The following is a 23,901-nucleotide window of genomic DNA, read 5'->3' as shown; positions in this document are numbered from 1 at the left end:
CCGCTATGAAGATCCTGACCTCCATCGGCCCGGCCAACCGCATCGCCCGCAGCGAAGAAACCCACCCGCTGACCTGGCGTCTGCGTGACGACGCCCAGCCGGTATGGCTGCAGGAGTACCAGCAGAAGAACGGCTACACGGCCGCGCGCAAGGCACTGACCGAGATGGCCCAGGCCGACATCGTGCAGACCGTCAAGGAATCCGGCCTCAAGGGCCGTGGCGGCGCCGGCTTCCCCACCGGGGTGAAGTGGGGCCTGATGCCGGCCGACGAATCCATGAACATCCGCTACCTGCTGTGCAATGCGGACGAAATGGAGCCCAACACCTGGAAAGACCGCCTGCTGATGGAGCAACTGCCGCACCTGCTGGTGGAAGGCATGCTGATCTCGGCGCGTGCGCTCAAGGCCTACCGCGGCTACATCTTCCTGCGTGGCGAATACGTCGACGCCGCCGCCAACCTCAATCGCGCCATCGAGGAAGCCAAGGCTGCCGGCCTGCTCGGCAAGAACATCTTTGGCAGCGGCTTCGACTTCGAGCTGTTCGTGCATACCGGCGCCGGCCGCTACATCTGCGGCGAGGAAACCGCGCTGATCAACTCGCTGGAAGGCCGCCGCGCCAACCCGCGCGCCAAGCCGCCCTTCCCCGCTGCCGTCGGCGTCTGGGGCAAGCCCACCTGCGTCAACAACGTCGAGACCCTGTGCAACGTGCCGGCCATCGTCGGCCAGGGCGTGGACTGGTACAAGGGCCTCGCACGCCCCGGCAGCGAAGACCACGGCACCAAGCTGATGGGCTTCTCCGGCAAGGTGAAGAACCCCGGCCTGTGGGAACTGCCGTTCGGCGTCACAGCGCGCGAGCTGTTCGAGGACCATGCCGGCGGCATGCGCGACGGCTACAGGCTCAAGTGCTGGCAGCCTGGCGGTGCCGGCACCGGTTTCCTGCTGCCCGAGCACCTCGAGGCGCAGATGTACGCCGGCGGCATCGCCAAGGTCGGCACGCGCATGGGCACCGGCCTGGCACTGGCAGTGGACGACTCGATCAACATGGTGTCCCTGCTGCGCAACATGGAAGAGTTCTTCGCTCGCGAGTCCTGTGGCTGGTGTACGCCGTGCCGCGACGGCCTGCCGTGGAGCGTGAAGATTCTCCGTGCCCTGGAGCGCAAGCAAGGCAGCCGCGAGGACATCGAAACCCTGCTCGGCCTGGTCAACTTCCTCGGCCCGGGCAAGACTTTCTGCGCGCACGCACCAGGCGCCGTAGAGCCGCTGGGCAGCGCGATCAAGTATTTCCGTGAAGAGTTCGAGGCCGGTGTGGCCCAGGTGGCGACCACGCCCCGCACGCCGGCGACCGCGAGCTGAACAGACGAATTCCCTTAGCCAGCCGCTTTAACCAGCGGGTAAACGAAGACTTAAAGAAATGGCCACTATCCACGTAGACGGCAAAGATTTCGAAGTCGATGGTGCAGACAACCTCCTGCAGGCCTGCCTGTCCCTCGGACTCGATATCCCCTACTTCTGCTGGCACCCGGCGCTTGGCAGCGTTGGGGCGTGCCGCCAGTGCGCGGTCAAGCAGTACAACGACGAGAACGACACCCGTGGTCGTCTGGTCATGTCCTGCATGACACCCGCCACCGACAACACCTGGATTTCCATTGACGACGAAGAAGCCAAGCAATTTCGCGCCAGCGTCGTCGAATGGCTGATGACCAACCACCCGCACGACTGCCCGGTGTGCGAGGAAGGCGGCCACTGCCACCTGCAGGACATGACGGTGATGACCGGGCACAACGCCCGTCGCTATCGCTTTACCAAGCGGACTCATCAAAACCAAGAGTTGGGCCCCTTTATCGCTCATGAGATGAACCGCTGCATCGCCTGCTACCGCTGCGTGCGCTACTACAAGGACTACGCCGGCGGCACCGACCTGGGCGTCTACGGCGCGCACGACAACGTGTACTTCGGCCGCGTCGAGGACGGCACGCTGGAAAGCGAGTTCTCCGGCAACCTGGTCGAGGTCTGCCCGACCGGTGTGTTCACCGACAAGACCCACTCCGAGCGCTACAACCGCAAGTGGGACATGCAGTTCGCCCCGAGCATCTGCCATGGCTGCTCCAGCGGCTGCAACATCAGCCCCGGTGAGCGCTACGGCGAGCTGCGCCGTATCGAGAACCGCTTCAACGGCTCGGTCAACCAGTACTTCCTCTGCGACCGTGGCCGCTTCGGCTATGGCTACGTCAACCGCGAAGATCGCCCGCGTCAGCCACTGCTGGCCGGCCAGGCCATCGGTATCGATGCCGCGCTGGACAAGGCCGCCGAGCTGCTCAAGGGCAAGCGTGTGATCGGCATTGGCTCGCCGCGCGCCAGCCTCGAAGCCAACTTCGCCCTGCGCGAACTGGTGGGCGCCAACAACTTCTATAGCGGCATCGCCGCTGGCGAACTGGCCAATATCCGCCTGATCCGCGACATCCTGCAAAACGGCCCGCTGCCGACCCCGACCCTGCGCGATGTCGAGCTGCACGACGCCATTTTCGTCCTCGGCGAAGACCTGACCCAGACCGCCGCACGCCTGGCCCTGGCCCTGCGCCAGGCGGTCAAGGGCAAGGCCACCGAAATCGCTGCCGGTGCGCGTATTCAGGACTGGCACATGGCGGCGGTGCAGAACGTCGCTCAACACGCTCTGCACCCGCTGTTCATCGCCAGCGTCGCTGAAACCCGCCTCGACGATATCGCCGAGCAGTGCGTGCACGCCGCGCCGGCCGACCTGGCCCGTATCGGTTTCGCCGTGGCCCACGCCATCGACCCGAGCGCACCGGCCGTCGACGGCCTGGACGCCGAAGCCGGCGAACTGGTGCAGCGCATCGCCGATGCCCTGATCAATGCCAAGCGCCCACTGATCGTTTCCGGCGCCTCCCTGGGCGATAAAGCCCTGATCGAAGCCGCCGCCAATGTCGCCAACGCGCTGAAGAACCGCGAGAAGAACGGCTCGCTGAGCCTGGTGGTGCCCGAGGCCAACAGCCTGGGGCTGGCCCTGCTCGGTGGCGACTCCGTCGATGCCGCACTCGATGCTCTGAGCAACGGCCAGGCCGATGCCGTGATCGTGCTGGAAAACGACCTGTACCGCCGCGCCGATGCCGCCAAGGTCGATGCCGCACTCAGCGCAGCACAGACGCTGATCGTCGCCGATCACCAGCGCACCGCCACCAGCGAACGCGCCCACCTGCTGCTGCCGGCGGCCAGCTTCGCCGAAGGCGACGGCACCCTGGTCAGCCTCGAAGGCCGCGCCCAGCGCTTCTTCCAGGTCTATGAGCCGAGCTACTACGACAGCAATATTCTGATCCGCGAAGGCTGGCGCTGGCTGCACGCGCTGCACAGCACCCTGCAAGGCAAGGCCGTGGACTGGACGCAACTGGATCAGGTCACCGAGGCCTGCGCCGCCAGCAACCCGCTGCTGGCCGGCATCAAGGACGCCGCGCCTAGCGCCTCGTTCCGCATCAAGGGCCTCAAGCTCGCTCGCGAGCCGCACCGCTACAGTGGTCGTACCGCCATGCGCGCTAATATCAGCGTGCACGAGCCGCGTCAGCCGCAAGATCAGGACACCGCCTTCGCCTTCTCCATGGAAGGCTACGCCGGCAGCAAGGAAGATCGGCAACAGATTCCGTTCGCCTGGTCGCCGGGCTGGAACTCGCCGCAGGCCTGGAACAAATTCCAGGACGAGGTCGGTGGTCATCTGCGCGCTGGCGACCCCGGCGTACGCCTGCTCGAAGCTGCCGGCAACGCCCTGCCCTGGTTCGCCGTGAACGCCGCGTTCAACCCGGCAGCCGGCACCTGGCAGGTGGCGCCGCTGCACCACCTGTTCGGCAGCGAGGAAAACTCCGCGCGCGCCAAACCGATTCAGGAACGCATGCCCGAGCCCTATGTGGCCCTGGCCCGCGATGAAGCGGCACGCCTGGGGGTGAATGACGGCGCGCTGCTGGCCCTGCGCGTCAACGGCCAGGCCCTGCGCCTGCCGCTGCAGGTGCGTGATGACCTGGCCATTGGCCTGGTCGGCCTACCGGTCGGCTTGCCGGGCATTGCCGCGACGCTCGCCGGTGCCAGCGTGACCCTGCTGCAGGAGGCCGCGCAATGAGTTGGCTGACGCCCGAACTGATCGAGATCGTCATCGCGGTACTCAAGGCCATCGTCATCCTGCTGGTGGTGGTGGTCTGCGGCGCGCTGCTGAGCTTCATCGAGCGCCGTCTGCTCGGCTGGTGGCAGGATCGCTACGGCCCCAACCGTGTGGGGCCGTTCGGCATGTTCCAGATCGCCGCCGACATGATCAAGATGTTCTTCAAGGAGGACTGGACGCCGCCGTTCGCCGACAAGTTCATCTTCATCCTGGCGCCGATGATCGCCTTCTCGGCGATGCTGATGGCCTTCGCCATCATCCCCATCACCCCGACCTGGGGCGTGGCGGATCTGAACATCGGCATCCTGTTCTTCTTCGCCATGGCGGGTCTTTCGGTCTATGCCGTGCTGTTCGCCGGCTGGTCGAGCAACAACAAGTTCGCCCTGCTCGGCAGCCTGCGTGCCTCGGCCCAGACCATCTCCTACGAGGTGTTCCTGGCCCTGGCGCTGATGGGCGTAGTGGCGCAGGTCGGCTCGTTCAACATGCGCGACATAGTCGACTACCAGGCGCAGAACCTGTGGTTCATCATTCCGCAGTTCTTCGGTTTCTGTACCTTCTTCATCGCCGCCGTCGCCGTGACCCACCGTCACCCGTTCGACCAGCCGGAAGCCGAGCAGGAGCTGGCCGATGGTTACCACATCGAATATGCCGGCATGAAATGGGGCATGTTCTTCGTCGGCGAATACGTGGCCATCGTCACCGTGTCGGCGCTGCTGGTAACCCTGTTCTTCGGTGGCTGGCATGGCCCGTTCGGCATCCTGCCGCAGATTCCGTTCTTCTGGTTCGCGCTGAAAACGGCCTTCTTCATCATGATCTTCATCCTGCTGCGCGCGTCGATCCCACGCCCGCGCTATGACCAGGTCATGGCCTTTAGCTGGAAGTTCTGCCTGCCGCTGACCCTGATCAACCTGCTGGTGACCGGCGCCGTCGTGCTGGCCACGGCCCAGTAAGGAGAAAAGCAATGTTCAAGTACATCTGGGACGTGCTGGTCGGTACCGGCACCCAACTGCGCAGCCTGGTCATGGTGTTCAGCCATGGCTTTCGCAAGCGCGACACCCTGCAATACCCGGAAGAACCGGTCTACCTGCCGCCGCGCTACCGTGGCCGCATCGTCCTGACCCGCGACCCCGACGGCGAGGAACGCTGCGTGGCCTGCAACCTGTGCGCCGTGGCCTGCCCGGTGGGCTGCATCTCGCTGCAGAAGGCCGAGACCGACGACGGGCGCTGGTACCCGGAGTTCTTCCGCATCAACTTCTCGCGCTGCATCTTCTGCGGCCTGTGCGAGGAAGCCTGCCCGACCACCGCGATCCAGCTCACCCCCGATTTCGAGATGGGCGAGTTCAAGCGCCAGGATCTGGTGTACGAGAAGGAAGACCTGCTGATCAGCGGCCCCGGCAAGAACCCGGACTACAACTTCTACCGCGTTGCCGGTATGGCCATCGCCGGCAAGCCCAAGGGCGCCGCGCAGAACGAGGCCGAGCCGATCAACGTCAAGGGCCTGCTGCCATGACTCGTTCTTACCCTCTCCCCCAGCCCCTCTCCCGCACGCGGGAGAGGGGAGCAATGAGGAGCTTCTGATGGAATTCGCGTTCTACTTCGCCGCCGGTGTGGCGGTGGCAGCGACGGTCGGGGTGGTTACCAACACCAACCCGGTACATGCCCTGCTCTATCTCATCGTCTCGCTGCTGGCGGTGTCGATGGTGTTCTTCGCCCTCGGTGCGCCCTTCGCCGGCGCGCTGGAAATCATCGTCTACGCCGGCGCCATCATGGTGCTGTTCGTCTTCGTGGTGATGATGCTCAACCTCGGCCCGGCTGCCGCCGAGCAGGAGCGCAAGTGGCTGACGCCCGGTATCTGGGTCGGCCCGGCGATTCTCAGCGCCCTGCTGCTCGGCCAGTTGCTCTATGTGCTGCTCAATCACGTCAGCGACGCCCATATCGGCCACACCACGGTGGAAGCCAAGGCAGTCGGTATCAGCCTGTTCGGGCCTTATCTGCTGGCGGTAGAGCTGGCCTCCATGCTGTTGCTCGCCGCACTGGTCGCCGCCTACCACCTGGGCCGCCACGACGCCAAGGAGCCCACCGCATGACTGGAATCCCACTCGAACACGGCCTGGCCCTGGCCGGCGTGCTGTTCTGCATCGGCCTGGTCGGCCTGATGGTGCGGCGCAACATCCTGTTCATCCTGATGAGCCTGGAAGTGATGATGAACGCCGCTGCACTGGCCTTCGTCGTCGCTGGCGCCCGTTGGGGCGCGGCTGACGGCCAGGTGATGTTCATTCTGGTGATCACCCTGGCAGCCGCCGAGGCCAGCATCGGCCTGGCGATCCTGCTGCAGCTGTATCGCCGCTTCAACACCCTGGATATCGACGCTGCCAGCGAGATGCGCGGATGAACCTTCTAGCCCTGACTCTATTCTTCCCGCTGCTCGGCTGGCTGCTGCTGGCCTTCTCGCGCGGACGCTTCTCGGAAAACACCAGCGCGCTGATCGGTGTCGGCTCCATCGGCCTGGCCGCCGCCAGCGCTGCCTGGGTCATCGCCGCGTTCCTCGGCAACCCGCCGGCCGGCGGCGCCTACAGCCTCACCCTGTGGCAGTGGATGAGCGTCGAAGGCCTGGCGCCGAGCTTCACCCTGCATCTGGATGGCCTGTCGGCCACCATGCTCGGTGTGGTCACCGGCGTGGGTTTCCTGATTCACCTGTTCGCTAGCTGGTACATGCGCGGTGAAGAAGGCTATTCACGCTTCTTCGCCTACACCAACCTGTTCATCTTCAGCATGTTGCTGCTGGTATTGGGCGACAACCTGCTGGTGCTGTTCTTCGGCTGGGAAGGCGTGGGCCTGTGCTCGTACCTGCTGATCGGCTTCTACTACAAGCACGTGCCCAACGGTAACGCAGCGCTCAAGGCCTTCATTGTCACTCGCGTCGGCGACGTGTTCCTGATGATCGGCATGTTCCTGCTGTTCATCAACCTCGGCACCCTGAACATCCAGGAGCTGATGGTGCTGGCGCCGCAGCAATACGCGGCCGGCGACACCTGGCTGTGGCTCGCCACGCTGATGCTGCTGGGCGGCGCGGTCGGTAAATCCGCCCAGTTGCCGTTGCAGACCTGGCTGGCCGACGCCATGGCTGGCCCGACCCCGGTGTCGGCGCTGATCCACGCGGCGACCATGGTCACCGCCGGCGTATACCTGATCGCCCGTACCCACGGCCTGTTCCTGCTGACCCCGGAAATTCTCGAGCTGGTCGGTATCGTCGGCGGCGTGACCCTGGTGCTGGCCGGCTTCGCCGCCCTAGTGCAGACCGACATCAAGCGCATCCTCGCCTACTCGACCATGAGCCAGATCGGCTACATGTTCCTCGCCCTGGGCGTCGGCGCCTGGGATGCGGCGATCTTTCACCTGATGACCCACGCCTTCTTCAAGGCCCTGCTGTTCCTTGCCTCCGGTGCGGTGATCCACGCCTGCCACCACGAGCAGAACATTTTCAAGATGGGCGGGCTGTGGAAGAAGCTGCCGCTGGCCTACGCCAGCTTCGTCGTCGGTGGTTCCGCGCTGGCTGCCCTGCCGCTGCTGACCGCCGGTTTCTATTCCAAGGACGAAATCCTCTGGGAAGCCTTCGCCAGCGGCCACAGCGAGCTGCTCTATGCCGGCCTGCTCGGCGCCTTCCTGACTTCGATCTACACCTTCCGCCTGATCTTCATTGCCTTCCACGGCGAGCAGAAGACCGAGGCTCATGCAGGCCATGGCATCGCCCACAACCTGCCGCTGCTGGTGCTGATCGTGCTGTCCACCTTTATCGGTGCCTGGATCACCCCGCCGCTGGCCGGTGTGCTGCCGCAAAGCGCCGGGCATGCCGGGGGCGAGGCCAAGCACAGCCTGGAGCTGCTGTCGGGGCTGATCGCGGTGAGCGGCATCGTCATCGCCGCCCTGCTCTTCCTAGGCCGGCGCCGCGTCGCCTCCGCCGTAGCGCAGAGCGCGCCGGGCCGCCTGCTGAGCGCCCTGTGGTTCGCCGCCTGGGGCTTCGACTGGCTGTACGACAAGCTGTTCGTGCGCCCCTATCTGCTGCTCTGCCACCTGCTGCGCCGCGACCCCATCGACCGCGGCATCGGCCTCATCCCGCTGCTCGCGCGTGGCGGCAACGCCGCACTGGTGCGCAGCGAAAACGGCCAGGTGCGCTGGTACGCCGCTTCGATCGCCGGGGGCGCCGTACTGGTGCTCGCCGCCATCCTCTTTCTGAGTTAAGGAAAACAGCCTGATGATTCTGCCCTGGCTAATCCTGATTCCCTTCATCGGCGGCCTGCTGTGCTGGCAAGGCGAGCGCTTCGGCCACGTCCTGCCGCGCTGGATCGCCCTGATCACCATGAGCCTGCTGTTCGGCCTGAGCCTGTGGCTGTGGGTCAGCGGCGACTTCACCCTGGCGCCAGCCCCGGACGGCGGCCCGCGCTGGGCCCACGAGTTCGTCATCGACTGGATCCCGCGTCTGGGCATCACCATTCACCTGGCAATGGACGGCCTGTCGGTGCTGATGGTGGTGCTCACCGGCCTGCTCGGTGTGCTCTCTGTGCTCTGCTCGTGGAACGAGATCCAGAACCGCGTCGGCTTCTTCCACCTCAACCTGATGTGGATTCTCGGCGGCGTGGTCGGTGTGTTCCTCGCGGTCGATCTGTTCCTGTTCTTCTTCTTCTGGGAAATGATGCTGGTGCCGATGTACTTCCTCATCGCGCTCTGGGGTCATAGCGGCAGCGACGGGCGCACCCGCATCACCGCCGCCACCAAGTTCTTCATCTTCACCCAGGCCAGCGGCCTGATCATGCTGGTGTCGATCCTGGCCCTGGTGTTCGTGCACTTCAACCAGACCGGCGTGCTCAGCTTCAACTACGCCGATCTGCTGAAGACCCAACTGGCACCGGGCACCGAATACCTGTTGATGCTCGGTTTCTTCGTCGCCTTCGCGGTGAAGTTCCCGGTGGTGCCGGTGCACTCCTGGCTGCCTGACGCCCATGCCCAGGCGCCGACTGCCGGCTCGGTGGATCTGGCCGGCATCCTGCTGAAGACCGCCGCCTACGGCCTGCTGCGCTTCGCCCTGCCACTGTTCCCCAACGCCTCGGCGGAGTTCGCCCCCATCGCCCAGTGGCTCGGCGTGTTCGCCATCCTCTACGGCGCGCTGCTGTCCTTCGCGCAGACCGACATCAAGCGCCTGGTGGCCTACTCCAGCGTGTCGCACATGGGCTTCGTGCTGATCGCCATCTATTCCGGCAGCCAGATCGCCCTGCAGGGCGCGGTGGTGCAGATGGTCGCCCACGGCCTGTCCGCTGCTGCGCTGTTTATCCTCTGCGGCCAGCTCTACGAGCGCCTGCACACCCGTGACCTTCGCCAGATGGGCGGGATCTGGGCGCGCATGCCCTGGCTGCCGGCCATCAGCCTGTTCTTTGCCGCCGCCGCGCTAGGCCTGCCCGGCACCGGCAACTTCGTCGGCGAGTTCCTCATCCTGATCGGCAGCTTCCCCGGGGCACCCTGGGTCGTGGTGATCGCCGCCAGCGGCCTGGTGCTGGGCTCGGTATACGCCCTGGCGATGATCCACCGTGCCTACTTCGGCCCGGTGCAACAGGACGCGCCGCTACCGGGCCTGAAAGCCCGCGAACTGGCCATGGTACTCGGCCTCGGCATCCTGCTGATTCTGCTTGGCGTTTACCCGCAACCGGTGCTCGACACCTCCGCTGCCAGCATGCATGGCGTGCAGCAGTGGATGGCTGGCGCCCTCGATCAACTCGCCTCGGGCCGGTAAGGGTAAGGATTAGAGACTCATGGAACATCACGCTGTCGACTTCACCCTGCAACACCTGATCGCCCTGCTGCCACTGCTGGTGACCAGCCTCACCGCTGTCGTGGTGATGCTGGCCATCGCCGCCAAGCGTAATCACACGGTGACCTTCATCCTCTCGGTGGTGGGCCTGAACCTGGCGCTGTTGTCGCTCATTCCTGCGCTGGAAGTGGCACCGTTCGAGGTCACCCCGCTGCTGCTGATCGACAAGTTCGCCTGCTACTACATGGCCCTGGTGCTGGCCGCCAGCCTGGCCTGTATCACCCTGATCCACGCCTACCTGGGCGGCGATTCGGGCAAGGGCTACCCCGGCAACCGCGAGGAGCTGTACCTGCTGGTATTGCTGTCCGCCGCTGGCGGTCTGGTACTGGTCAGCGCGCAGCACCTGGCCAGCCTGTTCATCGGCCTGGAACTGCTGTCGGTGCCTACCTACGGCATGATCGCCTATGCCTTCTTCAACAAACGCTCGCTGGAGGCCGGCATCAAATACATGGTGCTGTCGGCTGCGGGCAGTGCCTTCCTGCTGTTCGGCATGGCGCTGCTGTACGCCGACTCCGGCAACCTGGCCTTCGCCGATATCGGCATCAGCCTGATGCGCGAGAGCAGCCAACTGATGCAGATCGGCATCGGCATGATGCTCATTGGCCTGGCCTTCAAGCTGTCGCTGGTACCCTTCCACCTGTGGACACCGGATGTCTACGAAGGCGCGCCGGCGCCGGTGGCGGCCTTCCTGGCGACAGCCAGCAAGGTGGCTGTGTTCGCCGTGCTGTTGCGTCTGTACCAGATGTCTCCGGCCATGAGCGGTGGCTGGCTGAACGAGCTGCTGACCCTGATCGCCATTGCCTCGATCCTGTTCGGCAACCTGTTGGCCCTGCTGCAGAACAACCTCAAACGCCTGCTGGGTTACTCCTCCATCGCCCACTTCGGCTACCTGCTGGTGGCGCTGATCGCCAGCAAGGGCCTGGCCGAGGAAGCCGTCGGCGTCTACCTGGCCACCTACGTGCTGACCAGCCTCGGCGCCTTCGGCGTGATCACCCTGATGTCGACGCCCTACAACGGCCGCGATGCCGATGCGCTGTACGAGTACCGTGGGCTGTTCTGGCGCCGTCCGTACCTGACCGCCGTGCTCACGGTAATGATGCTGTCGCTGGCCGGCATTCCGCTGACCGCAGGCTTCATCGGCAAGTTCTACGTGATCGCTGCCGGTGTCGAGGCGCAACTCTGGTGGTTGCTCGGCGCCATGGTGCTGGGCAGCGCCATCGGCGTGTTCTATTACCTGCGGGTGATGGTCACCCTGTTCATGCGCGAACCCAACCTGCATCGCCACGATGCGCCCTTCGACTGGGGCCAGCGTGCCGGCGGCATCATGCTGCTGGTGGTCGCCCTGCTCGCCTTCTTCCTCGGCGTGTACCCGCAACCGCTGCTGGAACTGGTTCAGCAAGCCGGACTGGTCGCCCTGGCGCAGTAAACGACAAGCCCCGCCGATGCGGGGCTTGTTCTTTTGAGGGTCGCGCTCAACGCCTGTGAGAAAGCTCCAGGGCCCAACGGCGTCTCTGAACCCCGGCGAGGAAATCAGTGCCTGATCAGCGTCGAGTAGTCGTATAACCCCTGCGCCTCATTGCGCATTGCGCCGCTTACGGAAGCGCCCGGGGGCGACACCGAACATTTCCCGAAAACGCCGCTGAAAATGCGAGAGGGTGACGAAACCGCAAGCCACCGCGACCTCGAGCAAAGACTTGTTGGTGTACTGCAGCAATTGCCTCGCCCTGGAAAGACGCAGCTCCAGGTAATAGCGCGGCGGGGTCGCTTTCATATGACGGCAGAACAGGCGCTCGAGATGACGACGCGAAATGCCTGAGTAGCGTGCGATCTCATCGATTTCGATGGGGTCTTCTATGTTGCTGTGCATCAGCTCGAGCGCTGTCCTGAGCGGGTTCGGCAAGGTTGTATCGAGATCGATCGAGGCGACGGACACATCATAGGTCTGCCCCATCCTGTCGCAGCTCAGCACCTCTTCGACCGAACCGATCAACCCGGCATCCGCAGTCTTGCGCACGACCTCCAGCATCATGTTCAGCGAGCTGTTTGCCCCAGCGCAGCTGATTCGCTTGCGATCGACTACATAGGAGTGAGTCGTCACCTTCACCCTGGGGAAGAGCTCGGCCATCATCACCCGCCCTTCCGGGTGAAAAGCGCACTCATGGCCATCCATCAATCCCGCTTCAGCGAGAAAGTAGGCGCCGTTCCACAGTCCGCCAAGCAAGGCCCCGCCAGCGTCGGCCTGACGCAACTTGCTTCTTAGCAACGGTATGGCGTGCAGATGGGTACGGAAACCACCGCACACCACGACCATGTACATGCCGCGCCCATTCAGATCGGCGAGCCGGCAGTCGACCGCGATGGAGATCCCCAGGTCGCTGACCACCACGTCCTGTTCCCCCACCACGAGTACCTGGTAAAGAGGCGTGCCGTTCATGAGATTGGTGGTGACCAAGGCATCCACTGCGCCGGTGAACGCCATCATCGAGAAGTTTTCCAGCAACACGAACGCCACTGGAAAAACAGCGGCGGGCCGTGTGTCACCTGGCTTGGGTTCCAGGTGCATACGATTCTTGTCTTTCAGAACACTCTCGAACGATGTTTTCACTGAGCAGAGGACTCCTGGCGAAGGTTATTGACCTTAGCCTGTGCACGAGGCCAGCGACTAACGCCGTGCGACCACGAACAAGCGTGGAAACGGCAGCAATACCCGACCATCGCCCTGCTGCGCATAGGCCTCGGCGATCGCTGCCTGGTAGCGCGCCAGGAATGCAGCCTGCTGCCCGGCATCCAGCGGTTGCAGGAATGGCAACAGCGCTGTGGACTTGAACCACTCCACCACCGCTGCTGCATTCTTCAATACATGGAAATAGGTGGTGCGCCAGATATCCAGCTCGCTGGCATGAGGGCTGAGAATGTCGTAATAGGTCTGCGCGCTATGCCGCTCGGCATGACGCACCTCGCCGATGCGCGCCGCCCACGGGCCGTCTGCCGCCACTTCGCGGGCCAGACGGTGCGCCGGCTCATTCAGGTTGTCCGGCGTCTGGATCGCCAGCCAACCGCCAGGCGAGAGTTGCGCCAACAGACGCGGATAGAGTTGCGCGTGATCCGGCAGCCATTGCAGCGAGGCATTGGCCAGGATCAGTTGCGGCGCGACCTCGGCCTGCCAGTGCTGGATATCCGCCAACTGGAAGTTCACCTGCGGCAGCCGCTCACGCGCCGCGCGCAACATGTCCTCGCTGCTGTCGATACCCATCACCTGCGCCTCTGGCGCGTGGGCCTGCAATACAGCGGTGGAATTGCCGGGGCCACAGCCCAGATCCACGGCCCGTTCGATGCCCTGATGCGGCACCGCCGCCAGAAGATCGTGGACAGGTCGGGTGCGCTGACGCTCGAACAGGGAATATTGCTGAGCAGACCAGGCCATTGTCAGACTCCTTCATTTCACTCGCAGCGGCAGAATAACAGGGCGCGCCGGCAGTTTTCCGCTCCCCGCCACGGCATCACTGGCGGAAAGCCGCCATGCTGCGTGAACTGGGTCACAGCCCTGTTACGCAAGCCAGCGCCCTGGCGGAAATTCGCCACAATGGCACGAGCCTTGCGATTGGAGGGCACGCCCGTTGCCCAACAATACACTGCCGTGAACATCGCAACGGGCCCGAGCGACCAACACAGAGCGCCACCCACGAGCGCTCACACCACCGACAAGAAGAAAAGGAAGCAGTATGTTCGACATCCTCCGAGCCCTGGCTACCGGTGCCCTGGCGCTGGCCGCCCTCAGTTGCCAGGTGGCGCTGGCCGATGAACCTATCCTGATCAAGTTCTCTCACGTGGTGGCCGACAGCACCCCCAAGGGCCAGGGCGCATTGCTGTTCAAGCGACTGGTGGAACAGCGCCTGGGGGGCAAGGTCAAGGTCGAGGTCTACCCCAACTCCAGCCTTTACGGCGATGCCAACGAGCTGGAAGCACTGAACAAGAACGAGGTGCAGCTACTGGCGCCCTCCCTGGCCAAGTTCGAGCAGTACACCAAGCAACTGCAGGTATTCGACCTGCCCTTCCTGTTCGATGATCTGGAGGCGGTCAACCGCTTCCAGAAGCGCGCCAAGGGCCGTCAGTTGCTGCGCTCGATGGAAGATCACGACATCGTCGGCCTGGCCTACTGGCACAACGGCATGAAGCAGTTGTCCGCCACTCGCGCGCTGCATGTCCCCGCCGACGCCAAGGGCCTGAGCTTCCGCATCCAGCCCTCGGCGGTACTGGAAGCGCAGTTCGGCGCGATTGGCGCAAATAGTCAGAAACTGCCCTTTTCCGAAGTCTTCAACGCCCTCAAGAGCGGCCAGGTGCAAGGCGCCGAGAACCCCTGGTCGAATATCTACAGCAAGAAGCTGCATGAAGTGCAACCCTTCATCACTGAAACCAACCACGGCGTGCTGGACTACATGCTGGTGAGCAACTCGCGCTTCTGGTACAGCATTCCGCACCATATCCGCACCGAGCTTGAAGCCATCATCGACGAAGTCACCTATGCGGTGAACAAGCAGGCCGAGGCCGACAACCTGGCCGACCGCCAACGCATCATCGACTCCGGCCGCAGCCAGGTCATCAGCCTCACCCCTGAACAGCGCCAGGCCTGGCGCGACGCCATGCGCCCGGTGTGGGCGCAGTTCGAGCAGCAGATCGGCGCGGACGTGCTCAAGGCGGCGCAGACGGTCAACCGTAAGCACCGCGATTGAACCTTCCCGACGCGTGGCGGGAAATCGCCACGCGTGCGCGCTACTCGGACGCCTCGCCCTGCCAACCGCCCCCCAATGCCGCGATCAGTTGCACGCTGGCCAGCAGGCGATTGCCCAGCAGCGTCAGGTTGGAGCGCTCGTTGTTCAGCGCCGTGGCCTGCACGTTGACCACGGCGTTGTAGTCGACGGTACCGGCGCGGTACTGGTTCTCGATCAGGCGCAACGACTCGCGTGCGGCATCCAGCGCCTCCCGCTGCACGCTGCTTTCCTGCTCCAGCACGCGCAACTGCACCAGGTAATCCTCCACTTCGCGGAAGCTGTCCAGCACCGCCTGGCGATATTGCGCCACGGTCTGGTCATACACCGCCTGGGTGCGCTGCAGCTCGGCGCTGCGTGCGCCGCCATCGAACAGGGTGAGGGCCAGTTGTGGGCCCAGCGACCAGAAACGGTTGGGCACCTCGATCCAGTCGGCGAAGCTGCTGCCTCGATAGCCACCGCTGGCGCTGATGCTCAGGTCGGGGAACCAGGCGGCTTCGGCCACGCCGATGCGGGCGTTGGCGGCCATCACCCGGCGCTCGGCGGCGGCGACGTCCGGGCGCCGCTCGAGCAATTGCGAAGGCAGTGCCACCGGCACCGCCGGCAGGGTCGGCACGCTCGCCCGTGGTGCGATGCTCAGTTCGGCCGGGCTGACTCCCACCAGCACGGCAATGGCGTGTTCGAGCTGGGCGCGCTGCCAGTTCAGGTCGATGGCCTGGGCCTGGGTGCTCTTGAGCTGCGTGGTGGCCTGGGACACGTCAGACCTGGGTACGATGCCGGCGCGGTACTGGTTCTCGGTCAGGCGCAGCGAGCGCGCATAGGCCGCCACCGTGGCATCGAGCAGGCGCTTCTGCTCGTCGAGCACGCGCAGTTGCAGGTAGTTCTGCACCAGCTCGCTCTGCAGGCTCAGGCGCACGGCGGCCAGGTCCGCCGCGCTGGCGGCGTAGTCCGCCTGGCTGGCCTCCAGATTGCGCCGCAGCTTGCCCCACAGATCCAGCTCCCACGCCGCGCTCAGACTCAGGTCATAGCTCTTGGACACGCTCGAACCACTGACGACCGACGAGCCTGCGAAGCGCGAATCGCTGCCCTCGCCCTGCCCGCTGCGCGTTACCCCGGCACTACCGGATAGCGTCGGCACGAAGCTGGCGCGGGCACTGCGCACCAGGGCCCGCGCCTGGCGGTACTGCGCCTCGGCGGCCGCCAGGTTCTGATTGGACACCTGCAGACGCTCGACCAGGGCATCGAGTTCGGCATCCCCGTATAGCTGCCACCAGGCGCCCCGTTCCAGGGCGTCGGCGGGGCTGGCCGTCTTCCAGCCTTCAACCTGTTTGAACTGCGCCGGCACGGCCAGCTCGGGGCGCTGATAGTCCGGCCCCAGGGCACAGCCACCGAGCATGCCAGCCAACAGCAAGGAGACGAAGGTTCGTGAGAAGGGAGCTCGGTTCATAGCGGATTTTCCAGCGAAGCGTCGCTGCGCACGCCACGCCAACGATTGACGCGATGCCGCAAGCGGTCGAAATAGAGGTACACCACCGGAGTGGTATAGAGCGTCAGCAGTTGGCTGAGCAGCAACCCGCCGACGATGGTCACACCCAGCGGCTGGCGCATTTCCGCCCCGGCGGCATTGCCCAGCACCAACGGCAGAGCACCGAGGATGGCGGCCAGGGTGGTCATCAGAATCGGGCGGAAACGCAGCAGGCAGGCCTGTCGGATCGACTCCTGCGGGCTGAGCCGTTGGCCGCGCTCCAGTTGCAGGGCCAGGTCGACCATCATGATGGCGTTCTTCTTGACGATACCGATGAGCAGGAACAGACCCAGTAGCGAGATCAGGCTGAACTCCATGCCCACCAGTTGCAACGCCAGCAAAGCGCCGACACCGGCCGAAGGCAGCGTGGAGAGAATGGTCAGCGGGTGCACGTAGCTCTCGTAGAGCACGCCAAGGACGATATACACCACCACCAGCGCCAGCAGGATCATCAGCGGCTGGTTGCCCTGCATCTGCTGGAAGGCCGCGCCGGTGCCGCCCATCATGCCCTGTACTTCGGTGGGCAGGTTCAGCCTGGCCACGGCTCGTTCGATGGCCTCGGTGGCCTGCTCCAGGCTTACTCCCTCAGCCAGGGAGAAGCCGATGTTCTCGGCGGCAAACTGGCCCTGGTGCTGCACCCGATCCTCTTCCAGACTCAGCTCCCAGCGGGCGAAGGTGGACAGCGGCACGCGCGCGCCGTCGGCGCTGATCACCTGGATCTGCCCCAGGGATTCCGGGTACTGGGCGTACTGCGGGTCGATCTCCATGACCACGCTGTACTGGTTCAGCGCCTCGTAGATGGTCGATACCTGACGCTGACTGAAGGCATTGTTGAGCACCGCGGTGATCATGCTCATGTCCACGCCCAGACGGCTGGCCGTCTCGCGATCGACCACCAGGCGGATCTGCTGTGCGCCTTCGTTCTCCTTGGCGTCGATATCGGTGATTTCGGGCAAGGCGCGCAGGGCCTCGCGTACCTTCGGCAGCCACTGGCGCAGGGCGTCGAGGTCATCGGAGAGCAGCAGGTACTCGGTGTCCGAGCTGCGCCCCTCGCGGCCACCGAACTGCAGATCCTGATCGGGCATTAGGAACATGCGCCCGCCGGGCACCTTGGGCACTTCGTGGCGCAGACGGTTGATCACCGCCTGTGCCGACAGTTTGCGTTCTTCGATGGGCTTGAGGCGCACGATCATGAAGGCATTGTTGATGCCGCTGGCACCGCCGATGAAGCCGGCCACGCTGTGTACCGCAGGGTCGGCCAGCAGCGCCTTGCGAAAGGCCTCCATCTTCGGCTGCATGACCTGGAACGACAGGCCGTCGTCACCGCGAATGAAGCCGATCAACTGGCCGGTGTCCTGCTGTGGCATGAAGGTCTTGGGCACGCTGACGAACAGGTAGAGGTTCAGCGCGATGGTCGCCAGCAGGCTCAGCAGCATCAGCAGCGAGTGGCGCAGGGCCCAATCCAGGCTGCGCCCGTAGAAACCCAGCACCCGGGTCTGCAAGCGTTCACCCCACTGCTGCAGGCGCCCGCCTGGCTGCTGCTCCTCGGCCTTGAGCCAGCGCGCGCAGAGCATCGGCGTCAGGGTCAGCGACACCAGCAGGGAAATCACGATGGCCACTGCCAGGGTCAGCGAGAACTCGCGGAACAGGCGCTCGACGATGCCGCCCATGAACAGGATGGAAATGAACACCGCCACCAGCGACAGGTTCATCGACAGCAGGGTGAAACCCACCTCGCGCGTGCCCTTGAAGGCGGCCTGCAGCGGTTTCTCGCCGTTGTGGATGTGCCGGGCGATGTTCTCCAGCACCACGATGGCATCGTCCACCACCAGGCCGGTGGCGATGATCAGCGCCATCAGCGACAGATTGTTGAGGGAAAAGCCCAGCAGGTACATGGCGGCGAAGCTGCCGATCAGCGATACCGGCACCGCCAGCGCCGGAATCAACGCTGCCCGCCAGCTCCCGAGAAACGCCAGCACCACCAGGATCACCAGGGCCACGGCGATCAGTAGGGTCTGCTCCGCCTCATGCAAGGTGGCGCGGATCACCGGCGAGCGATCCATCGCCACCTGCAGCTCGACGCTGGCCGGAATCACTTCGCGTAGGGCTGGCAGCGCGGCGCGAATGTCGTCGATGGTCTGCAGGATGTTCGCCCCGCTCTGGCGGTTGATCACCAGCAGCACCGACTCCTTGTCATTGTAGAAACCGCTGTTGTAGCGATCCTCCACGCCGTCGGTGACGCTGGCCACGTCACCGAGGCGCACCGCAGCGCCGTCCTGGTAGCGAATGATCATCGGCAGGTAGTCGGCGGCGCTGGCTAGCTGGTCACTGGCCTGCACCTGCCAGCGCCGCTGGCCATCCTCTACCGCCCCCTTGGGGCGCAACACGTTGCTCGCGGCGATGGCCTGGCGCACCTCGTCCAGGGCGATGCCGTAGTGATCGAGCAGGCGCGGCTCCAGCGCCACGCGCACCGCCGGCAGCGAGCTGCCGCCGACCTGCACCTCGCCGACGCCACCGACCTGGGCCAGCTTCTGCGCCAGGATGGTGGAGGCCACATCGTATAGCTGGCCCTTGTCCAGGGTCTTGCTGGTCAGCGATAGCACCATGATCGGCGCCTGCGACGGATTGATCTTGCGGTAGCTGGGCATGCTGCGCATGCCGCTGGGTAGCAGCTCGCGGGCGGCATTGATCGCTGCCTGCACCTCACGGGCAGCGGTGTTGATGTCCTTGTCCAGGTCGAACTGCACCATGATCCGCGTATTGCCCTGGCTGCTGCGGCTGTTCATCTGGCTGATGCCGGAGATGCTGCCGAGCGAGCGTTCCAACGGCGTGGCCACGGTGGCCGCCATGATCTGCGGGCTGGCGCCGGGCAGGCTGGCCTGCACGGTGATGGTGGGAAAATCCATCTGCGGCAGCGGCGCCACCGGCAGCAGGCCGAAGCTCACCCCGCCCAGCAGCATGATCGCCAGGCTCAGCAGCAGGGTTGCCACTGGGCGACGGATAAAGGGAGCGGACAAGTTCATAGCGGCAAGCCACAAGCTTCAAGCTGCAAGCGAGCAGCAGAAGCCCGGCAGCGGACTGCCTTCAACTTGCGGCTTGTCGCTTGCAGCTTGCCGCTCATACCCCTACCCCCGCCGCACTACGCCCCGTAACCCGTCGCGACAGGCGATCGAAGTACAGGTAGATCACCGGCGTGGTGAACAGTGTCAGCACCTGGCTGACCAGCAGGCCGCCAACCATCACCAGGCCCAGCGGCTGGCGCAGTTCGGCGCCAGAGCCAGAGGCCAGCATCAGCGGAATGGCGCCGAACAGCGCGGCCAGGGTGGTCATCAGGATCGGCCGGAAGCGCAGCAGTGCTGCCTGGTAGATCGCCGCTTCCGGGGTCATGCCCTGATGCCGCTCGGCCTCCAGAGCGAAGTCGATCATCATGATGGCGTTCTTCTTGACGATGCCAATGAGCAGGATGATGCCGATGATGGCGATCAGGCCCAGATCGTTGCCGGTCAACAGTAGCGCCAGCAAGGCGCCGACGCCCGCCGAAGGCAGCGTGGAAAGAATGGTGATCGGGTGGATGTAGCTCTCGTAGAGCACGCCGAGCACGATGTACATGGTGACGATGGCCGCCAGGATCAGCAGCAAGGTCGACGACAGCGACGCGCGGAAGGCCTCGGCAGCGCCCTGGAACTGGCTGTCGATGGCGGCAGGCAGGCCGATGTCCTGCTCGACCCGCTCGATTACCGCCACCGCCTCGCCCAGCGACACCCCCGGTGCCAGGTTGAACGACAGGGTCACCGCCGGGAACTGGCCGATATGGTTCACCAGCAGGCTGGCCGGGCGCTGCTCGACACGTGCCAGCGAGGACAGCGGCACCTGCTCGCCGTCGCCCGTGGCGACATGAATCTGACCCAATGCCGCCGGGCCGATGCGCCCGCCGTCGCGGCTTTCCAGCACCACCCGGTACTGGCTGGCCTGGGTGTAGATGGTGCTGATCTGGCGCTGGCCGAAGGCATCGTACAAGGCGTCGTCGATGGCACTGACCCTGATGCCCAGGCGCGCGGCGGCGTCGCGGTCGATATGCAGATACACCTGCAAGCCACGGTTCTGCAGGTCGCTGGCCACATCGGTGAGCTGCGGCTGCCGGCGCAGCGCCTCGACCAGGCGCGGCGTCCAGCTTTCCAGCAACTGTCCATCGGGCGATTCCAGGCTGAACTGGAACTGGGTGCGACTGATGCGATCCTCGATGGTCAGATCCTGCACCGGCTGCATGAACAGCTCGATGCCCGGCACCTTGGCCAACTCGGGGCGCAGACGCTCGATCACCTCGCTGGCGGTGACGTCGCGCTCGGCATGGGGCTTGAGGTTGATCAGCAGGCGACCGGTGTTGAGCGTCAGGTTGTTGCCATCGACACCGATTGAGGACGACAGGCTGGCCACCGCCGGATCCTTCAGGATCACCTCGGTGAGACGCTGCTGACGTTCGCTCATGGCGGTGAAGGAAATCGACTGCGGCGCTTCGGAAATGCCCTGGATCACCCCGGTGTCCTGCACCGGAAAGAAGCCCTTGGGCACCAGCACATAGAGCAACACGGTCAGGCCCAGTGTGGCCACGGCCACCAGCAGGGTCAGCGCCTGGTGACGCAGCACCCAGTTCAGGCCGACGCCATAACGCTCGATCATGGCGTCGATGAAGCGCCCTGCAACCTGGTGAAAACGCCCCTGCTCTGCGGCGCCTTCGACCTTGAGCAGGCGCGCACACATCATTGGCGTCAGGGTCAGCGACACCACCAGGGAAATCAGGATGGCCACCGCCAGGGTGATGGCGAACTCGCGGAACAGACGACCCACCACGTCGGCCATGAACAGCAACGGAATCAGCACGGCGATCAGCGACAGGGTCAACGACACCAGGGTGAAGCCGATCTGCCTCGCGCCCTTGAGCGCGGCGTTCAGCGGCGTCTCGCCCTCCTCCAGGTGGCGGGCGATGTTCTCCAGCATGACGATGGCATCGTCCACCACGAAGCCGGTGGCGATGGTCAGCGCCATCAGCGTCAGGTTATTGATGGTGAAGCCGGCCAGGTACATCACGGCGAAGGTGCCGATCAGCGACAGCGGCACCACCACCGAGGGGATCAGGGTGGCCGACAACTTGCGCAGGAACAGGAAGGTCACCATCACCACCAGGGCGATGGCCAGCAGCAATTCGTGCTGCACGTCGCGCACGGCCGCGCGGATGGTCTGGGTGCGGTCGGTAAGTACCCTGACCTCGACGCTGGCCGGCAAGGTGCTGGTCAGTTGCGGCAGCAGTGTCTGGATGCGCTCGACCACGTCGATGACGTTGGCCCCCGGCTGGCGCTGGACGTTGACCAGCACTGCCTGGTTGCGGTCGGCCCAAGCCGCCAGGCGCTCGTTCTCGGCGCCGTCGATGATCTCGGCGACATCCTCCAGGCGCAGGGCCGCGCCGTCCTTGTAGGTCAGGATCAGTTCACGGTATTGCTCGACCGACTTGAGCTGGTCGTTGGCATCGAGCTGGGAAACCCGAGTCGGGCCGTCGAAATTGCCCTTGGGCTGGTTGACGTTGCTGCGGGTGATCAGGCTGCGCACGTCGGCCAGGCTCAGGCCATAGGCCGCCAGCGCCTCGGGGTTGACGCGAATGCGCACGGCCGGGCGCTGGCCACCGGCCAGAGTGACCAGGCCGACGCCGCTGGTCTGCGCCAGTTTCTGCGCCAGGCGGGTATCCACCAGGTCGTTGACCTGCGGCAGCGGCAAGGACTTGGAGGTCACCGCCAGGGTCAGCACCGGGGTGTCGGCCGGGTTGACCTTGTTGTACACCGGCGGGGCCGGCAGATCCTCCGGCAGCAGATTGCTCGCCGCATTGATCGCCGCCTGCACCTCCTGCTCGGCCACCGCCAGGGAAATCTCCAGATTGAAGCGCAAGGTGATCACCGAGGCGCCACCGGAGCTGCTCGACGACATCTGCTTGAGCCCGGCCATCTGCCCGAACTGGCGTTCCAGCGGTGCGGTCACGGCGCTGGTCATCACGTCCGGGCTGGCGCCCGGGTAGAGCGTCAGCACGCGGATGGTGGGGTAATCCACCTCCGGCAACGCCGATACCGGCAGCAGGCGGTAGGCAATCAGGCCGCCGAGGAAGATCGCCACCATCAGCAGCGTGGTGGCGACCGGCCGCAGGATGAACGGGTGGGAGATGTTCATGGATCCTTCCGTGCTGCCCCTGCTCCGGGCGCGTCACGCGGCGGCACACTGGTTTCGGCCGGTACCGCTTCGACCACTTCCACCTGGGAGCCGTCACGCAGGCTGTCGGTGCCTTCCAGCACCACCCTTTCGCCAGGCTGCACGCCATTGCCCACCAGGCTGCGTTCGCCGGCGCTGGCGAGGATCTGCAGCGGACGCAGGCTGACCTTGTTGTCGCCATCAACCACGTAGACGAAGGTACCCTGACTGCCGAACTGCACCGCCGCCGAGGGCACGATGGTGACGCCCTGACGGTCATCCACGCGCAGGCGCACGTTGACGAACTGGTTGGGGAAGAGCATCTGCTCGGCGTTGTCGAAGCGTGCCTTGAGCTTCACCGTGCCGGTGGCGGTGTCGATCTGGTTGTCCAGGCTCTCCAGCACGCCTTCGGCCAGCTTGTGGCGTTCGCCGCGATCCCAGGCCTCCACCTTCAGGGTGGCACCCTCACGGCGACGCTGCAGCACCTGCGGCAGATCCTGCTCGGCAATGGTGAAGACCACGGCGATCGGATCGGTCTGGGTGATCACCACCAGCGGCGTGGTATCGCCACTGCTGACCAGATTGCCGACGTCCAGTTGGCGCAGGCCCAGGCGCCCGGCAATCGGCGCGCGAATCTGGGTGAAATCGAGATCGAGCTTGGCCTTGGCTACATCCGCCTGGTTGCTCTGCAGCGTGCCACGGTACTGGCCCACCAGCGCCTGCTGGGTATCCAGGGTCTGCTTGGCGATGCTGTCCTCGGCGTACAGGCCCTTGTAGCGCTGCAGATCCAGCTCGGCATTGCGCAGTTGCGCCTGGTTCTCCTGCAGCGTGCCTTGCGCCTGCTGCAGCGCCGCCCGATAGGGACGGGGGTCGATCACCGCCAGCAACTCACCGGCCTCGACCTTCTGCCCTTCCTCGAACAATACCTTGACCAGCTCGCCGTCGACCCGCGAACGCACGTTCACCGTGTTGTAGGCGGTCACCGTGCCCAGGGCCTTGAGTTCGATGGCGAATTCCCCCCGCTGCACCTCGGCCAGACGCACCGGCACCGGCCCCCTGTCACCGAAGCGCCCCAGCCCCATCGTTGGCGCGGGCGTCTTGCTCGGCCAGAACCACCACAGCAGCAGGAGCAGCGCGGCGAGCAGCACCAGAGCGATCAGCCATTGGCGAGAGGATTTCGTGGAAGCCTGGGGGGTATTGGACATGGAGAGCGCGGGATCACTTCTGTAGGAGCCGGAACGATAAGCACTGGGCGACGGCAAGCAAAGCCCATTTACCCGTTTTTTACCCTGCGCTTACGTAACCAACTGTTTGCACGTTCTGCTTGCGCAAATGAAAACGGCCTGCAAGGCAGGCCGTTTTCA

The 23,901-nt window shown here is 64.9% G+C and carries 16 protein-coding genes; 10 read left to right on the top strand and 6 right to left on the bottom strand.

Annotated features, from left to right (window positions below):
- The first annotated feature begins 5 nt into the window (after window positions 1-5).
- The 9 genes from nuoF to nuoN all read left to right on the top strand — a co-directional run bounded on the left by nuoF (window position 6) and on the right by nuoN (window position 11,444).
- Complete coding sequence (nuoF, locus tag OU800_RS11845) at window positions 6-1,352, top strand: NADH-quinone oxidoreductase subunit NuoF (RefSeq protein ID WP_268184291.1); 1,347 nt, start codon at window positions 6-8, stop codon at window positions 1,350-1,352.
- 58 nt (window positions 1,353-1,410) lie between these two features.
- Window positions 1,411-4,119: an NADH-quinone oxidoreductase subunit NuoG gene (nuoG, locus tag OU800_RS11840; RefSeq protein WP_268184026.1), complete on the top strand. Its 2,709-nt coding sequence runs from the start codon at window positions 1,411-1,413 to the stop codon at window positions 4,117-4,119.
- Window positions 4,116-5,108 carry an NADH-quinone oxidoreductase subunit NuoH gene (nuoH, locus tag OU800_RS11835; RefSeq protein WP_100547129.1) on the top strand — a complete coding sequence of 331 codons (993 nt, stop codon included), beginning with the start codon at window positions 4,116-4,118 and terminating at the stop codon, window positions 5,106-5,108. Before nuoG ends, nuoH begins: the two co-directional genes overlap by 4 nt.
- Window positions 5,109-5,119: 11 nt before the next feature.
- Window positions 5,120-5,668, top strand: a complete 549-nt coding sequence (gene nuoI, locus OU800_RS11830; RefSeq protein WP_017677093.1) for an NADH-quinone oxidoreductase subunit NuoI — start codon at window positions 5,120-5,122, stop codon at window positions 5,666-5,668.
- Between the two features lie 67 nt (window positions 5,669-5,735).
- Window positions 5,736-6,245 (top strand): NADH-quinone oxidoreductase subunit J, encoded by a 510-nt coding sequence (nuoJ, locus tag OU800_RS11825; protein WP_017360843.1) that lies wholly within the window; start codon window positions 5,736-5,738, stop codon window positions 6,243-6,245.
- Window positions 6,242-6,550 carry an NADH-quinone oxidoreductase subunit NuoK gene (gene nuoK / locus OU800_RS11820; protein WP_003460477.1) on the top strand — a complete coding sequence of 103 codons (309 nt, stop codon included), beginning with the start codon at window positions 6,242-6,244 and terminating at the stop codon, window positions 6,548-6,550. The genes nuoJ and nuoK overlap by 4 nt, the downstream gene beginning before the upstream one ends.
- Complete coding sequence (gene nuoL, locus OU800_RS11815; protein WP_268184022.1) at window positions 6,547-8,397, top strand: NADH-quinone oxidoreductase subunit L; 1,851 nt, start codon at window positions 6,547-6,549, stop codon at window positions 8,395-8,397. The genes nuoK and nuoL overlap by 4 nt, the downstream gene beginning before the upstream one ends.
- A gap of 13 nt (window positions 8,398-8,410) precedes the next feature.
- Complete coding sequence (gene nuoM, locus OU800_RS11810; protein ID WP_268184019.1) at window positions 8,411-9,940, top strand: NADH-quinone oxidoreductase subunit M; 1,530 nt, start codon at window positions 8,411-8,413, stop codon at window positions 9,938-9,940.
- A 19-nt stretch (window positions 9,941-9,959) separates the two neighbouring features.
- On the top strand, window positions 9,960-11,444 hold the full coding sequence (gene nuoN / locus OU800_RS11805) for an NADH-quinone oxidoreductase subunit NuoN (protein ID WP_268184017.1): 1,485 nt from the start codon (window positions 9,960-9,962) through the stop codon (window positions 11,442-11,444).
- Between the two features lie 147 nt (window positions 11,445-11,591).
- Here nuoN and OU800_RS11800 read toward each other — a convergent pair whose 3' ends face one another.
- Together OU800_RS11800 and tam are read right to left on the bottom strand one after the other, a co-directional pair.
- A complete protein-coding gene (locus OU800_RS11800; protein ID WP_268184014.1) occupies window positions 11,592-12,623 on the bottom strand; it encodes a GlxA family transcriptional regulator in 1,032 nt (343 codons plus the stop codon).
- A gap of 57 nt (window positions 12,624-12,680) precedes the next feature.
- Window positions 12,681-13,442 carry a trans-aconitate 2-methyltransferase gene (gene tam, locus OU800_RS11795; protein ID WP_268184012.1) on the bottom strand — a complete coding sequence of 254 codons (762 nt, stop codon included), beginning with the start codon at window positions 13,440-13,442 and terminating at the stop codon, window positions 12,681-12,683.
- 298 nt (window positions 13,443-13,740) lie between these two features.
- Between tam and OU800_RS11790 the strand changes: the two genes are divergently transcribed.
- A complete protein-coding gene (locus OU800_RS11790) occupies window positions 13,741-14,748 on the top strand; it encodes a TRAP transporter substrate-binding protein (RefSeq protein ID WP_268184010.1) in 1,008 nt (335 codons plus the stop codon).
- A gap of 40 nt (window positions 14,749-14,788) precedes the next feature.
- Here the strand turns inward: OU800_RS11790 and OU800_RS11785 are convergent, their stop codons facing one another.
- The 4 genes from OU800_RS11785 to OU800_RS11770 form a co-directional block, all read right to left on the bottom strand.
- Window positions 14,789-16,231, bottom strand: a complete 1,443-nt coding sequence (locus OU800_RS11785; RefSeq protein ID WP_268184009.1) for an efflux transporter outer membrane subunit — start codon at window positions 16,229-16,231, stop codon at window positions 14,789-14,791.
- Window positions 16,228-19,332 carry a multidrug efflux RND transporter permease subunit gene (locus OU800_RS11780; protein ID WP_268184006.1) on the bottom strand — a complete coding sequence of 1,035 codons (3,105 nt, stop codon included), beginning with the start codon at window positions 19,330-19,332 and terminating at the stop codon, window positions 16,228-16,230. Before OU800_RS11780 ends, OU800_RS11785 begins: the two co-directional genes overlap by 4 nt.
- 94 nt (window positions 19,333-19,426) lie before the next feature.
- A complete protein-coding gene (locus OU800_RS11775; protein WP_268184004.1) occupies window positions 19,427-22,519 on the bottom strand; it encodes an MdtB/MuxB family multidrug efflux RND transporter permease subunit in 3,093 nt (1,030 codons plus the stop codon).
- On the bottom strand, window positions 22,516-23,742 hold the full coding sequence (locus tag OU800_RS11770; RefSeq protein WP_268184002.1) for an MdtA/MuxA family multidrug efflux RND transporter periplasmic adaptor subunit: 1,227 nt from the start codon (window positions 23,740-23,742) through the stop codon (window positions 22,516-22,518). Before OU800_RS11770 ends, OU800_RS11775 begins: the two co-directional genes overlap by 4 nt.
- Window positions 23,743-23,901 lie beyond the last annotated feature (159 nt).

The sequence above is a fragment of the Pseudomonas sp. GOM7 genome, assembly GCF_026723825.1.
Classification (GTDB): Bacteria; Pseudomonadota; Gammaproteobacteria; order Pseudomonadales; family Pseudomonadaceae; genus Aquipseudomonas.
The sequence above is the reverse complement of the archived record's forward strand: the minus strand, read 5'-3'. Positions and strand labels throughout refer to the sequence as shown.